Here is a 13,099-nt window from a genome sequence, read left to right on the forward strand (position 1 = left end):
ACTCAGTTCGATGCTTGCGCCTTCAGCGCCCGCAGGATGCGCTCCGGCGTGATCGGCAGCGTGTCGATGCGCACACCGACGGCGTCGAAGACGGCGTTGGCCACCGCCGGGATTTGGGGGTTGGCGCACATTTCGCCCGGCCCCTTGGCGCCGTACGGCCCGTCGGCCGAGGGCCTCTCCAGCACGATGATCTCGGTTTGCGCGAGATCGCCAGGACCCGGCATCAGATACTGGTTGAAATCGGTGCCGCCATGGTCGCGGTTGGGATAATAGGGCTCGGTCGTTTCGTAGAGAGCATGGCTGATGCCCATCCACGAACCGCCGACGAGCTGCTGCTCGACCATTTTCGGGTTCAGCGCGCGGCCGATCTCAAAGACGTTCTTCACCGTCAGCACGGTGACTTCGCCGGTCTCGTCATCGACCTCGACCTCGGCAACCGTGCAGGCGTGGGCGTAGCAGGTCGACGGCTTCATCGCGCCGGTTTCCTTTTCGGGATAGGAGCGGGGGATCAAAAACATGCCGCGGCCGGAAATCGAGCGGCCGCGCTTGAAATGCGCCGACAGCGCGACATCGAAGATCGAGATCGATTTTTGTGGCGCGCCCTTGACCAGGATGTTGCCCTGGCCATCGGTCTCGAGGTCCGACGCATTCACCTCCAGCTCCTCGGCCGCTACTTCCAACATCACCTGGCGGGCTTCCCTGGCCGCCTGGATGACGGCGTTGCCGGCGCGGTGCGTGCCACGCGAGGCGAAGGTGCCCATGCAGTGCGGACCGGTGTCGGTGTCGGCGGTGTCTACGACGACACGGTCGGTCGGCACGCCGATCGTCTCAGCGCAGATCTGCGCCATGATCTGCTTCATGCCCTGGCCAAGATCGACACTCGACAGCGTCACCATGAAATTGCCGGTCGGCGTCGAATGCACCAGCGCCTGGGTCGGGTCGCCGCCGAGATTCATGCCGGTCGGATAGTTGATCGCGGCAACGCCGCGTCCGCGCCTGATCGCCATCTCAAGCTCCCTTCGCGTAAGACGACATCGCCATGAACTTCTCCGCCACCGGCCAGTTGGCGGCGCGTGAGGCTTCCTGCATGCATTCGATCAGCGCCGCTCCCTCGGTCGGCTGGCGATGCGCCTTCATGTCGCCGTCGCGGTAGGCGTTGATGAAGCGGAATTCGAGCGGGTCCATGCCGATCAGCCGTGCGAGCTTGTCCATCTGCACCTCCAGCGCAAAATCGCCGATGGTGACGCCGAAACCGCGCATCGCCGAGGACGGGGTGCGGTTGGTGTAGACGCAATAAGTGTCGATCCAGACGTTCGGGATCGTATACGGGCCGGGATAGTGGCCTGCGCCCTTCTGCGCGCCGTAGGGCGAATGGCGCGAATAGGCGCCGGCATCGGTGTAGCCGGTGACTTTGCGCGCGACGATGCGGCCGTCGTTCATGACGCCGTCCTTGATGACGACCTTCTCGGCGGCGCGCGGCGAGGAAATCTGCATCTCTTCCTCGCGGCTGTAGATAAAACAGACCGGTCGTCCTGTTATTTTGGCGCCGAGGATGGCGATCGGCTCGACGATGACGTCGACCTTGCCCCCAAAGCCGCCGCCGACGGTGCCGCCGACGAAATGCAGCTTGTTGCCGGGCATCTGCAGGATGATCGAGGCGTTGTCGAGGGTGAAGAACATCGCCTGCGTGTTGGTGTAGCAGGTGAAGCGGTCGTTACCCTCGGGTGCGACGATGCAGCCTGTCGTCTCGGTCGGCGCATGCTCGATCGGTGAAGACCGGTAGGTCTGTTCGAGCACGTGGTCGGCTCCGGCAAAGCCTGCCTCGACATCGCCGAAGCGCACCTTGCGGCATTCGCCGCTGTCGTAGAGGTAATAATTGCGGCCGTGATATTCGTTGACGATCGGCGCGCCGGGCTTCAAGGCTTCGTCCATGTCGAAGACGGCCGGCAGCACCTCGTAATCGACCTTGACCTTGGCGACGGCTTCCTGGGCGGCACGCTCGGTCTCGGCCAGCACCGCCACCACCGCCTCGCCCTTCCAGCGCACCTTGCCGTCGGCCAGCACCGTTTCGTCCTCCGGCCCGATCTGGATCAGGATCAGGACGGTGTAGACATTGTGGGGCACATCCTTGGCGGTCAGCACATTGACGACGCCTGGGTGCGTTTCCGCTTCGGATATGTCGATGCTGCGGATGCGGGCGTGGTGGTGCGGGCTGCGCACCATCTTCAAATGCAGCATGCCGGGAAAATTGCGGTCGGCGAAATAGGTGGTCTTGCCGGTGACATGGCCGGGTAAATCCGAACGCGGCCGCGGCTGGCCGATCTCGTGCAGATCGTCCTTGCGCTGGTCGGCGAAATAGCTCTTGCGGAGTTCCATTGTCTTAACTCCCCTCAAGCCGCGTTCTGCGAATTGGACCGCGCGGCGGTCAGCACCGCCTGGATGATCGGCTCGTAGCCGGTACAGCGGCAGATATTGCCCGACAGCGCCTCGACCACGTCCTCGCGGCTGGGGTTCGGCGTGTGATCGAGCAGCACCTTGGCGGCCATGATCATGCCCGGTGTGCAGAAACCGCATTGGGTGGCGAAAGCGTCGAGGAAAGCGCGTTGCAGCGGATGCAGCACGCCGCCTTTCGAAAGCCCTGATGTTGTGGTGATAGTCGCACCATTGCAGGCCTCTGCCAGCGTCAGGCAGGAGAGCCTGAGTTCGCCATCGATGATGACCGAGCACGCACCGCAGGTGCCCTGATGGCAGCCGCCCTTCGGCGAGGTGTCGCCGATCTTATCGCGCAGCGCACGAAGCAGCGTCGTGCCGCTGTCGATGAACTCGGCTTTCTCCGCACCATTGAGCGTGAACTGAACCGGGACCTTTGCCATCTTTTTACTCCTTGCGCCGCAGCCAGACGGACATGCGCGCCATGGGCTTTCAGGCGAGCAGCAGCCGGGCGAGATGGACCGGCAGGACTTCGTTGCGATACCAGGCACTGGCGATTGGATCGGTTGGGGGCGAAGTGCCGTCGCGGGCAACAGCCAGTGCCGGTGCAATGCCGTCTGCGGTGAGTTTGCGGCCAATCAAGGCTTTCTCCGCCGCCCTGGCACGGATCGGCCGGTCGGCCATGCAGCCGAACGCGATCCGCGCTGACGACACGGTTCCGTCCGGCGCCTGTTCCAGCACGGTTGCGATGCTCAGCACCGAGACGCCCTTTGGCTTGACCCGCGACACTTTTAGGAAGCGAAAGCCGCCTTCCTTCGGAAGCGTGACGCCGACCGCCGTGACGATGGCGTCATTGCTCGCGCGCTTTGCCAGGAATGTCTCAATCGGCAGCTCGGAGTCACCGGTGCTGACGGTTGCGTCCAGAGCCAGCAGCGCAACGGTGAAATCACCGTAAGGTGTCGGCGCGAAGAGATTGCCGCCGACCGTCGCCATGTTGCGGATCGCCGGTCCGCCGACACCGCGCGCGGCGTGGGCCAGGGGGGCGAGATCCGGATGGCGGGCGATCGCCGCCATGGTCACCGAAGCGCCAATGCGGACCTCGTTATCGGAAACGGCGACGGCCGACAGCGCCGGCTCGGTCGACCTGACGAAACCGGAGATCGACACATCGCCTTCATTGGCGGCGCGAACGACCAGCGTGCCGCCGCCGAGATAGCGGGCGCCGGCGGCTTTCAGCGCCGCGCCGGCGTCCTTCACCGTCGGGAAAGTCTGCAGTGCAAGCGTCATGGAACGCTCCTGTTTGTCAGCACAGTCCAGTTCAACCTTGGCCGGCAAAATGGGCCTTCAGAGCGTTGAAGCCGCCCTGGAAGACGTTTGCGCCCATGCCTTCGGCCAGCTTGTCGGCTTCCTCCGGGGGCGCGTCGAAGCTGGCGGTCCATTCGGCGTAGGTGCGGTCGCCGTCGGTCACCCGGCGCAACTGCAGCGTCGCCTTGTGGTTGGTGAGCGGCTGCGGCGTCTCCAGGATGGAGTAGCTGACGAGGAAATTCTCGTCGGAGAAATCGAGCAGCTTTTCGCGTAGGCGGGCGCCGCTGGCGAGCTGGAAATTGCGTATGCAGCCGATCGTGCCGGCATCCTTGCCGTCCTCGATATGACTTTCGACCATGCGCGGGTGCCAGGTCGGCAGGCCGTTGAAGTCGCGTATGCGCGCCCAGACCTTTTCGACCGGCGCGTCGATGACGCTGGAGATAGTGACTTTCGCCATTTGATCGTTCCCTCGCAAATCAGCTGCCTGGGAGGGTAGGGCGGCGGACTTGGCGGCGCTTATCAATGCGTCTTGAACGCCTATCAAATAGTCTGAAAAACGGGCGCTCAGCTGATCGCCCGTGCCGCCTCGCGGTAAAGCGTCGGCGGGACGCCGACATGGTCGCGGAAGAAGCGCGAGAAATTGCCCTGGGTAGTGAAGCCGAGATTGCAGGCGACCGAGATCAGCGGCTCCTGCGACCATTGCAATTGCCGCACCGCTTCCTCCATGCGCAGCGTATTCCAATAGACGTTGGGCGTCAGATTGGTCTGTTCCTTGAACAGCGCGAAGAAATGCGGCCGCGACAGGCCGACGCTGCGCGCCACGTCGTCGAAGCAGATGCGCTCGCAGACATTGGCTTTCATCAGCTGGATCGCCTTGCGGACGCGGAAGTCCTGCATGGTGTTGACGCGGGCACGCACGGTCTGCGGTGCGGACGCGTCGGCGGCATCGAGCACGCTGTCGATGAAGCGCTCGATCTCGTAACTGGCGATGTCGTCGATGCTCTCATTGTCGCTGAGATGGTCGAGGAGGTTAGCCGCTGCCTTGTGCAGCCAAGGCTCGAGCGTGATTGCCGGGGCGGAGAACAGCGGCGCGGCGGAAGGCAGCTCGCGGCGTTTCCGTGCCCAGTCCGGATCGATGTAAAAGGCGAGGAACAGGCCGGGCGTGCCGTCGCGGGACAGAGCGTGGCTGTGCGGCTGGAAGGAATTGATGCCGGCGGCGGTGCCCGGTCCAAGCCGCACCGTCTCGCGGCCGATGGTCATCTCGCCGGCGGTGCCTTCCAGCCAGATGATGATATGCGCCTCGACATGGGCATGGGTGACGAAGTCGCTGGCGACGTTCAGGACAGAAACATGTCCGAACCGGCCCCAGTAGAGCCTGATCGCTTCCGTCATGGGTGCATCCTCCCGCAGGCGACTGGCCTCCCTTCGCCTGCTGCGGGCGATTGTGCGGCTCAGTTTGGGCTTGCGTCAAGACGCATGTGCACGCCCGGGCGCCGGCCATGCGCCGCACCGGCGGATTTTCAGACTCGGCGATAGGAGCGCGTCCCCTTCTCCCCCTGCGGGAGAAGGTGGATCGGCACGTAAGCGCCGAGACGGTTGAGGGGTGTTGGAAGAAATGAGGCGATGCCAAGCTGGCGCACCCCTCATCCGTCGCCTTCGGCGACACCTTCTCCCACAAGGGGAGAAGGGGACGTTGGGGCTTGAACGTCAGTCGTTGCGCCTGAAATTGCGGATGCGGTCGAACAGCACGGCGAGCAGGATGGCGCCGCCGATGAACACGCCTTGCCAGAAGGCATTGATGCCGAGCAGGCCGAGGCTGTTGCGGATGACCTCGATCAGCGCCGCGCCGACGACCGCGCCGAAAGCGGTGCCCATGCCGCCGGCCAGGTTGGCGCCGCCGATGACGGTGGCGGCGATCACCTGAAGCTCCATGCCGTTGCCGAGATTGGTGGTGACCGCGCCCAGCCAGCCGGTCTGGATGATGCCGGCAAGGCCAGCCGCCAGTGCCGAGATCATGTAGACGACGACCTTGATCTGGCGCACCGGAACGCCGGTCAGCGTCGCCGCATGCTCGTTGCCGCCGATGGCGAAGATGTGCCGGCCGAATTTCGTCCAGCGCAGCACAAAGCCGGTGATCAACGCCAGCACGATCATGTAGAGCACCGGATTGGCGATGCCGAACACCCATGCGCCGCCGCCCAGCGCCAGCAGCTTGTCGTGGTCCGGCCCGAACTGGAAGACGACGGTGTTGTTGGAGGCGACCATGGCAAGGCTGCGCGCAATCGACAGCATGCCGAGCGTCACCACGAAGGGCGGAAAGCCGAGATAGGCGATCAGAATCCCGTTGAAGGCGCCGATGATCAGCGCTGTCGCGATCGCAGCGCCAATGCCGATCTCGATGCCGTAGCCGGCATGCATGGTCACGGCCAGCACCATCGAGCAAAGGCAAAGCACGGAGCCGACCGACAGGTCGATACCGCCCGTGATGATGACGAAGGTCATGCCGAGCGCGACGATGGCGACGAAGGTGACGTTGCGGGTGATGTTGTAGAGGTTCTTGGTTGTGGCGAAGGAATCCGTGGCCACCGACAGGAACAGGCAGGCGAGGATGACCGCGATCACCACCCAGAAGGTCTGGCTGGCAAACACCTTGCTCAGCAAGGTGTGCTGCTTGTGCGCGATCGTCTGATCAAGGGTGACAGCCATTATCGACCTTTTTTACTCTGGTTGAGGCGTCAATCATACCTGTTCGATGGCGCCGGTGATGAGTCCGGTGACTTCTTCCGGCGAACTCGATGCGATCGTCTTGTCGGCGACCTTGCGGCCGCGCCGCATGACGATAACGCGGTCGGCAACGTCAAAGACGTCGGGCATGCGGTGGCTGATCAGCACGACGGCGATGCCCTGGTCGCGCAAATGGCGGATTAGGTTCAATACCTCGGCGACCTGGCGCACCGAGATCGCCGCCGTCGGCTCGTCCATCAGCACGATCTTGGCCTGCGAAAGCATGGTACGGGCGATCGCCACCGCTTGCCGCTGGCCGCCCGACATTTGTTTGACCAGGTCGCGCGGGCGCGTTTCGGATTTCAGCTCGGCGAAGATCTGGCCGGCACGCTTGTACATCGCGGCATAGTCGAGGATGCGGAACGGCCCGACGCCGCGGCGCAATTCGCGGCCGAGATAGACGTTGGCGGCGGCTGTCAGATTGTTGCACAGTGCCAGGTCCTGATGGACGATCTCGATGCCGTGCTGGCGCGCCTCGACCGGCTTGTGGAGGATCAGCTCCTTGCCGTCCATCTGCATCGTGCCATGGCTCGGCGGGAAATTGCCGGCGATCATCTTGACCAGCGTCGACTTGCCGGCGCCGTTGTCGCCCATCAGGCCGACAACCTGTCCGGCCTCGATCGACAACGAAACGTCGTTGACCGCCTGGATGGCGCCAAAATGCTTCGAGATGTTGGTGAGTTCGAGAACCGCCACCAGCCTTCTTGCCTCCCCGTGCTTTTGGGCCAGCGGTTCTGCCGCGGCCTTTCGCTCTCCCCAGTTCCTCCCGGAAGCAGCGATTTCGCCCATTTACGCATAAGCCTTCTTGGCGTCAACCACGGCTTCTTTCGAAAAATCAGTTTTGTAGGACAAATAGCATTGACGTCGGTGACAAGGCGATATTAGCTAAGTGTCGGAGGAGCTTGCGCCGATCCCCCGGGTTGCCGGAAGGAATCGGTGAGGGTTTGTCGGTCAGGGATTTGGTAACCGGCGATATCTGTCGGTGCCGGTCTGAGACTGAATATGAAAATGCTTATCGACCTGGCTTGGCGACACGAGTGCGACGTCCTCTGTCATCTTGCTCCGGGTCGATCTGTGTGTGGCGGGCACGCGGTGTCCGTTTGTTTCAAAAGGGAGGACTGACATGAGGAAATCACTATTGCTCGCTGCCGCCGCCGTCATGGCGTTGGGTGCCGGGCCGGCCATGGCCAAGAAACAGCTCGTCATCGTCGTGAAGGGTCTCGACAATCCATTCTTCGAGGCCATCCACCAGGGTTGCGAGAAATGGAACAAGGAAAACGCCAGCTCGGAATATGAGTGCTTCTACACCGGACCGGCGTCGACCTCGGATGAGGCCGGTGAAGCCCAGATCGTCCAGGACATGCTGAGCAAGCCCGACACGGTGGCGATGGCGATTTCGCCGTCGAACGCGCCATTGATCGCGCAGACGATCAAGAGCGCCAATCCGTCGATCCCGATCATGACCGTCGACGCCGACCTCAGCAAGGAAGACGCGGCGCTGCGCAAGACCTATCTCGGCACCGACAACTACCTGATGGGTCACAAGATCGGCGAATACATCAAGAAGGCCAAGCCGAATGGCGGCAAGATCTGCACCATCGAAGGCAATCCGGCGGCCGACAACATTCTGCGCCGCGCGCAGGGCATGCGTGACGCGCTTTCAGGCAAGGACGGCCTCGCGGCGCTGGCAGGAGAAGGCGGCTGGACCGAAGTTGCCGGCTGCCCAGTGTTCACCAATGACGACGGCGCCAAGGGCGTGCAGGCGATGACCGACATCCTCGCCGCCAATCCCGATCTCGACGCCTTCGGTATCATGGGCGGCTGGCCGCTGTTCGGCGCTCCGCAGCCCTATCGCGACCTGTTCAAGCCGATGGCCGACAAGATCGCCAGCAACGCCTTCGTCATCGGCGCCGCCGACACGATCGGCGACGAGGTGGCGATTGCTCGTGACGGGCTGGTGACCGCACTGGTTGGCCAGCGGCCGTTCGAGATGGGCTACAAGGCGCCTTCGGTGATGATCGACCTGATCGAAGGCAAGCCGGTGGCCGATCCGGTGTTCACCGGCCTCGACGAATGCACCAAGGATACCGTCGACACCTGCATCCAGAAGTAGGTCGGCAATTACGGGGCGCCCGTCGGGCGCCCCGTTACGCATCGTCCATACAAACGCACGAGGCGACGCTGCTTTGGAGCGTAGGCCGCTGCCTTGTCGTGCCCTGAATTCAGGCTCGACAAGCAGCTGCCGGGGAATACGAATGCCGGACGCGACATCAAAAAAGCGACCCGCCAAGAAGGCAGAGGCTGAGCGGCCGGCCGGCGTTCGGCGCGCCGACGCCGCACACTTTCCCGGCTCGAGCGTGCATGCGTCGCTGGCCAACGAAATCGGGCTGAGGATCGTGCGCGGCGACTATCCGCCGGGAACCATCCTGCCCAACGAAGCCAAATGGTCCGAGACCTTCGACGTCAGCCGCTCGGCGGTGCGCGAAGCCATAAAAATGCTGATGGCGAAGAGCCTGCTTGCCTCGCGCCCGAAGATCGGCAGCTGGGTCGAGCCGAAGGAGCGCTGGAACCTGCTCGATCGCGACGTGCTGGCCTGGTACGCGACCTCGCCGGATCGTGAGGTGTTCCTCAGGACCGTGCAGGAATTCCGCCACATCATCGAGCCGGAGGCGAGCGCCTTTGCCGCGATGCGGCGCACCGACGAGCAGATGGCCGAGATCAGCCAGGCCTGCCGTGAGATGGGCGAGGCAACCAATCTGCAGGAGCGCACGCGCGCCGACACGCGGTTTCACCTCGCCATCCTGCGCGCCTCGGGCAACGATCTGCTGGTGCCGCTCGGCGTGCTGATCGAATCGGCGCTCGATCACCTGTTTGTTTTCGTCACGCGCGAAACCAGCGACCAGCAGCATGCGCAGAGGCTGCACGAGGCAATCGAGAAGAACATCCGCCTGCAGCGGCCGGCTGCAGCCCGTGCCGCGGTGCACAGACTTCTCGCCAACACCGACGACGTTATCGGCCGGTCGCGGCGGTGATGGTTGCACAGGACGGCGAACTCGGGTGGGACAGGAATTCGGTTTTTATCGTCGCAATGTATTTTGTTCTTGATTTGTGCCGGCAGCTATGCTACTAATTTGGGTATGGTGCGAATTGGCGCCGACGACCCGCCCACCGAGGCGGGTTTTTGTTTTTGGCTTCTTCCGATCGAAAGTGCGCGTGCTTTGGTGCACGGACTTCTCGCCAATACCGACGACGTTATCGGCCGGTTTCGGCGCTGATTCGATCGTTTCTCGGCCAACTGCGTGTAAGTCGGGCCAACCAGCAACGAAGGTCGATCGTTCCCGTCAGTCGCAAATCGCAAATTTAGGAGATTAGCCGAGACCCTCCCTTCGTCATCCCCTCCCTTCGTCATCCGTGGGCGGAGCAAGGAGCGAAGCGACGCGGCGCAGACCCTGGGATCCATGCCGTTACCTTACGGCAGTGCTCCAGCGGGCCAGAACCAAACGCTGCCACCCCCGTCCTGCGAAAAAGCTCGAAGCACTCTGCGACTGGTCGTCTCGATCAATTCGGTCGTCCATTGGCGGAGCCAGCGCTTCAGCAGCCTCTGGCTCGCGGTCATGGTGGAAGGGCAACGAGCGCAATGGGATACAAGCGCCGTTCTGAGCCGCTGCATTCTTCGGCTGATGTCACGGCATGGATCCCAGGGTCTGCGCGACGTCGCTTCGCTGCTGCTCCGCCCTGGGATGACGAAGGTGTGGTGTCATGTGGCTAATCGCCAGCGATTGGCGGCCGTAGCTGGTCGGCAGCGAACGTCTACAGTTACGACACTCCCAGGCGTTAATCTCAACGTTCTCAGATCGTCTGCTTCTTGCCGTCCCTGGTCGGCATCAGGTCGACGCCGTTGACCTTGCCGATATGCGTGGCCAGCATCGGCACGTACTGGTCGGCGGGGCCGGCCGCGAAGGCGCCGGCGAAGGCGTTCTTGGTGGCGTTGCCGAGCGGGTTGGCGACGCCGGCGGCACCCGCCATCGATTCGAGATAGGTGAGATCCTTGAAGGCGTTGGCGATGGTGAATTTGTGCGCGTCGCGGTCGCCTTCCAGCGTCCAGCGCATGAAGGTCTGGTAGAAACCGCAATCCATGCGGCCGTTGCGGATAACGCTGTCGAAGCGCGGCGGCGAGATGCCGACCTTCTGCGCCAGCGCCAGCGCTTCGGAATAGATCGCGGCGTAGCCGAGCGAAATGAAGTTGTTGAGCAGCTTCATGCGGTGGCCGTCGCCGGTGTCGCCGATATGGACGATGCGCCCGGCCCAGGTTTCGAGCACCGGCTTCAGCCGGGCAAAGACCGCGTCGGGCGCGCCGACCATGGCGTCGAGCGTGCCTTCCCAGGCCTCCTTCGGCGTGCGGCTGAGCGGGGCATCGACATAATCGACGCCTAGCCCCTTGAGCTCGGCGGCCAGCGCCACCGTCGAGACAGGATCCGAGGTCGAGCAGTCGACGACAACCGATCCCTGCTTCAGGCCTTCCTTGAGGCCGCCTGGGCCGCGGATGATGGCTTCCACCTCGCGCGAGCCGGTGACACAGATGAAGACGATATCGGATGCCGCCGCGACGTCGCGCGAGGTCGTCGCCTCCTTGGCGCCGCGGCCGAGCAGGTCTTGCGCCGGCGCACGGTTCTTGCGGCCGAGAAACGTCAGCGGATAGCCCTTGTCGACGATGTTCTTTGCTATCCCGTGCCCCATCAGGCCAAGCCCGATGAAGCCAATCTTTTCGCTCGCGGCGGTCGTGTTCATGTCGTTTCGTCCTATTTTGCAATGATGGATGACGGCGCTGCAGCTTGCCGGCGAATTTTGGAAGCGGGTTTTTGCCGCATGCCATGGCAGGCGATTGCAGAGTTCGATATTGTCTGACAATACACATGAATTCCAGGGAGAGCAAAATGACGAAGCGGATTATGTTCACCGGCGGCAGCGGCAAAGCCGGGCGCCACGTCGTGCAGTATCTCGTCGAGCAGGGCTGCCAGGTACTCAACATCGACACCAAGCCGCTCGACAATCCCAAGGTGCGCACGCTGATCACCGACATCACCGACAGCGGGCAGGTGTTCAACGCGCTGTCGAGCTATATGGGCCTGCATGAATTCGACCCGTCGCTGCGCACGCAGCCGGTCGATGCCGTGGTGCATTTCGCGGCGATCCCGCGCATCATGATCACGCCCGACAACGAGGTGTTCCGCATCAACGCGCTCGGCACCTACAACGTCATCGAGGCCGCGGTGAAGCTCGGCATCCGCAAGGTGGTGATCGCCTCCAGCGAAACCACCTACGGCCTGGTCTTCGCTAACGAACCGCGCGATCCGACGTATTTCCCGCTCGACGAGGAGTACGACGTCGATCCGATGGACAGCTATGCGCTGTCCAAGGTCGTCAACGAGAAGACCGCGCGGGCGTTTGCACAACGCGATGGCAGCGACATCTACGCCCTGCGCATCGGCAACGTCATCGAGCCGCATGAATATTCGCTATTTCCGAAATGGTTCGCCGATCCGGGTTTCCGCAAGCGCATCGCCTGGAGCTATATCGACGCGCGCGACCTCGGCCAGATCACGCTGCGCGCCATCGAGAAGGACGGGCTCGGCTATCAGGTGTTCAACGCCGCCAATGACGACACCTCGTCCGACCTGCCGACGGCCGAACTTTTGAAGCGGTTTTATCCCGACGTGCCCGTCAAGGGCGATCTCGGCGAATACGAGACGCTGCTCTCCAACCGCAAGGCGCGCGACATGCTCGGCTTCCGGCCTGAGCACAGCTGGCGGAAATACGTCAAGACGGGCTGACGGGCGGATCTGACGCGGAGCCGCCACTGGGCCAGCCCCGATTTTTTCGTCATGAGGCTAGGCTCACGCGTTTGCCGCGCGCGGGCAATCGAGCTACTTGTCTTTCCAGAAATCGGCCTGGAGTTGCGCCGCTTCATCGGCAAGCAGCGGGCCGACGACTTCAGTCGGACGCTGCCCGGCTTCGAAGACGATCCTGCAGGGCAGGTCGAGCGTGGGATTCTCGACATGTGCACCCGTTACCCGCTTGAGGTCATGTTCGCTCTGCCCAAAGACGACCCGTCCGATGCCCGCCCAATAGATTGTCCCAGAGCACATCGCGCAAGGTTCGGCCGAGGTGTAGAGGGTGCAGGAAGCCAGCTTTTCGAGACTGACATTCATCGCCGCCCATGAGGCCAGCAGCCTCTCGGCGTGAGCGGTGCGGTCGCCGCCGCCGGCTTTGTAACCGTTGGGCTGCTCGCGCAACACATTGCCGTCCTTATCGGCGAGGAGCGAACCAAAGGGATGTTCGCCAGCATCGCGGGCTCGGCGCGCGACTTCGAACGCCTGACGGAGCAGACGCTCATCATAGGGCCGTTGTGGCATCGGCAGATCCTCCGCCGCTTGACCATAGTGCCGAACAATCCGCCGACACAAGGTGGCGGCCTAGGCGGTAGTGGTTCAGTTGGCAATTTGAATCAGATCGTTGGCGCATGATGAGATCGGCGCACCCCATAGGCGACGTAATACCTGAACTTCTATGTTATGCGCCA

Annotated in this window: 13 protein-coding genes; 3 read left to right on the top strand and 10 right to left on the bottom strand. The window is 63.0% G+C overall.

Translation table 11 applies throughout. The features are described from left to right. Positions 1-2: 2 nt before the first annotated feature. The 8 genes from NKI79_RS00975 to NKI79_RS01010 all read right to left on the bottom strand — a co-directional run bounded on the left by NKI79_RS00975 (position 3) and on the right by NKI79_RS01010 (position 7,215). Positions 3-1,007 carry a xanthine dehydrogenase family protein molybdopterin-binding subunit gene (locus NKI79_RS00975; RefSeq protein ID WP_254820526.1) on the bottom strand — a complete coding sequence of 335 codons (1,005 nt, stop codon included), beginning with the start codon at positions 1,005-1,007 and terminating at the stop codon, positions 3-5. A gap of 1 nt (position 1,008) precedes the next feature. Then, a complete protein-coding gene (locus tag NKI79_RS00980) occupies positions 1,009-2,376 on the bottom strand; it encodes a xanthine dehydrogenase family protein molybdopterin-binding subunit (RefSeq protein WP_352799401.1) in 1,368 nt (455 codons plus the stop codon). A gap of 14 nt (positions 2,377-2,390) precedes the next feature. Beyond that, entirely contained in the window at positions 2,391-2,873 is a 483-nt protein-coding gene (locus NKI79_RS00985) for a (2Fe-2S)-binding protein (protein ID WP_352475463.1), read from the bottom strand. Between the two features lie 49 nt (positions 2,874-2,922). Continuing rightward, the gene (locus NKI79_RS00990; protein ID WP_352475462.1) at positions 2,923-3,717 is read right to left on the bottom strand and encodes an FAD binding domain-containing protein; all 795 of its coding nucleotides are present in this window, start codon (positions 3,715-3,717) and stop codon (positions 2,923-2,925) included. A gap of 31 nt (positions 3,718-3,748) precedes the next feature. Beyond that, on the bottom strand, positions 3,749-4,192 hold the full coding sequence (locus tag NKI79_RS00995) for an SRPBCC family protein (protein ID WP_352475461.1): 444 nt from the start codon (positions 4,190-4,192) through the stop codon (positions 3,749-3,751). A gap of 107 nt (positions 4,193-4,299) precedes the next feature. Next, complete coding sequence (locus NKI79_RS01000; protein WP_352475460.1) at positions 4,300-5,127, bottom strand: AraC family transcriptional regulator; 828 nt, start codon at positions 5,125-5,127, stop codon at positions 4,300-4,302. Between the two features lie 315 nt (positions 5,128-5,442). Further along, a complete protein-coding gene (locus NKI79_RS01005) occupies positions 5,443-6,441 on the bottom strand; it encodes an ABC transporter permease (protein ID WP_352475459.1) in 999 nt (332 codons plus the stop codon). A gap of 33 nt (positions 6,442-6,474) precedes the next feature. Then, complete coding sequence (locus NKI79_RS01010; protein WP_352687474.1) at positions 6,475-7,215, bottom strand: ATP-binding cassette domain-containing protein; 741 nt, start codon at positions 7,213-7,215, stop codon at positions 6,475-6,477. Positions 7,216-7,642: 427 nt separating this feature from the next. Between NKI79_RS01010 and NKI79_RS01015 the strand changes: the two genes are divergently transcribed. Together NKI79_RS01015 and NKI79_RS01020 are read left to right on the top strand one after the other, a co-directional pair. Further along, positions 7,643-8,632, top strand: a complete 990-nt coding sequence (locus NKI79_RS01015) for a sugar-binding protein (protein ID WP_254820533.1) — start codon at positions 7,643-7,645, stop codon at positions 8,630-8,632. Positions 8,633-8,774: 142 nt separating this feature from the next. Then, positions 8,775-9,551, top strand: a complete 777-nt coding sequence (locus NKI79_RS01020; RefSeq protein ID WP_254820534.1) for a FadR/GntR family transcriptional regulator — start codon at positions 8,775-8,777, stop codon at positions 9,549-9,551. An 817-nt stretch (positions 9,552-10,368) separates the two neighbouring features. Here NKI79_RS01020 and NKI79_RS01025 read toward each other — a convergent pair. Further along, a complete protein-coding gene (locus NKI79_RS01025) occupies positions 10,369-11,307 on the bottom strand; it encodes an NAD(P)-dependent oxidoreductase (RefSeq protein WP_352799404.1) in 939 nt (312 codons plus the stop codon). Between the two features lie 146 nt (positions 11,308-11,453). On the opposite strand from NKI79_RS01025, the gene NKI79_RS01030 reads away from it, so the two are divergent. Next, a complete protein-coding gene (locus tag NKI79_RS01030) occupies positions 11,454-12,350 on the top strand; it encodes an NAD-dependent epimerase/dehydratase family protein (RefSeq protein WP_352799405.1) in 897 nt (298 codons plus the stop codon). Between the two features lie 93 nt (positions 12,351-12,443). Here NKI79_RS01030 and NKI79_RS01035 read toward each other — a convergent pair whose 3' ends face one another. Further along, entirely contained in the window at positions 12,444-12,932 is a 489-nt protein-coding gene (locus NKI79_RS01035; protein WP_254819093.1) for a nucleoside deaminase, read from the bottom strand. Positions 12,933-13,099: the final 167 nt, after the last annotated feature.

The sequence above is a fragment of the Mesorhizobium sp. M0340 genome (assembly GCF_040321535.1).
In the GTDB taxonomy this organism is placed as follows: Bacteria; Pseudomonadota; Alphaproteobacteria; order Rhizobiales; family Rhizobiaceae; genus Mesorhizobium.

Excerpts from the sequence above, each read along its gene's own strand:
- NKI79_RS00975 (WP_254820526.1), bottom strand. The coding sequence starts at position 1,007 with ATGGCGATCAGGCGCGGACGCGGCGTTGCCGCGATCAACTATCCGACC.
- NKI79_RS00990 (WP_352475462.1), bottom strand. The coding sequence starts at position 3,717 with ATGACGCTTGCACTGCAGACTTTCCCGACGGTGAAGGACGCCGGCGCG.
- NKI79_RS01030 (WP_352799405.1), top strand. The coding sequence starts at position 11,454 with ATGACGAAGCGGATTATGTTCACCGGCGGCAGCGGCAAAGCCGGGCGC.
- NKI79_RS00980 (WP_352799401.1), bottom strand. The coding sequence starts at position 2,376 with ATGGAACTCCGCAAGAGCTATTTCGCCGACCAGCGCAAGGACGATCTG.
- NKI79_RS01025 (WP_352799404.1), bottom strand. The coding sequence starts at position 11,307 with ATGAACACGACCGCCGCGAGCGAAAAGATTGGCTTCATCGGGCTTGGC.
- NKI79_RS01035 (WP_254819093.1), bottom strand. The coding sequence starts at position 12,932 with ATGCCACAACGGCCCTATGATGAGCGTCTGCTCCGTCAGGCGTTCGAA.
- NKI79_RS00985 (WP_352475463.1), bottom strand. The coding sequence starts at position 2,873 with ATGGCAAAGGTCCCGGTTCAGTTCACGCTCAATGGTGCGGAGAAAGCC.
- NKI79_RS01005 (WP_352475459.1), bottom strand. The coding sequence starts at position 6,441 with ATGGCTGTCACCCTTGATCAGACGATCGCGCACAAGCAGCACACCTTG.
- NKI79_RS01015 (WP_254820533.1), top strand. The coding sequence starts at position 7,643 with ATGAGGAAATCACTATTGCTCGCTGCCGCCGCCGTCATGGCGTTGGGT.
- NKI79_RS01000 (WP_352475460.1), bottom strand. The coding sequence starts at position 5,127 with ATGACGGAAGCGATCAGGCTCTACTGGGGCCGGTTCGGACATGTTTCT.
- NKI79_RS00995 (WP_352475461.1), bottom strand. The coding sequence starts at position 4,192 with ATGGCGAAAGTCACTATCTCCAGCGTCATCGACGCGCCGGTCGAAAAG.
- NKI79_RS01020 (WP_254820534.1), top strand. The coding sequence starts at position 8,775 with ATGCCGGACGCGACATCAAAAAAGCGACCCGCCAAGAAGGCAGAGGCT.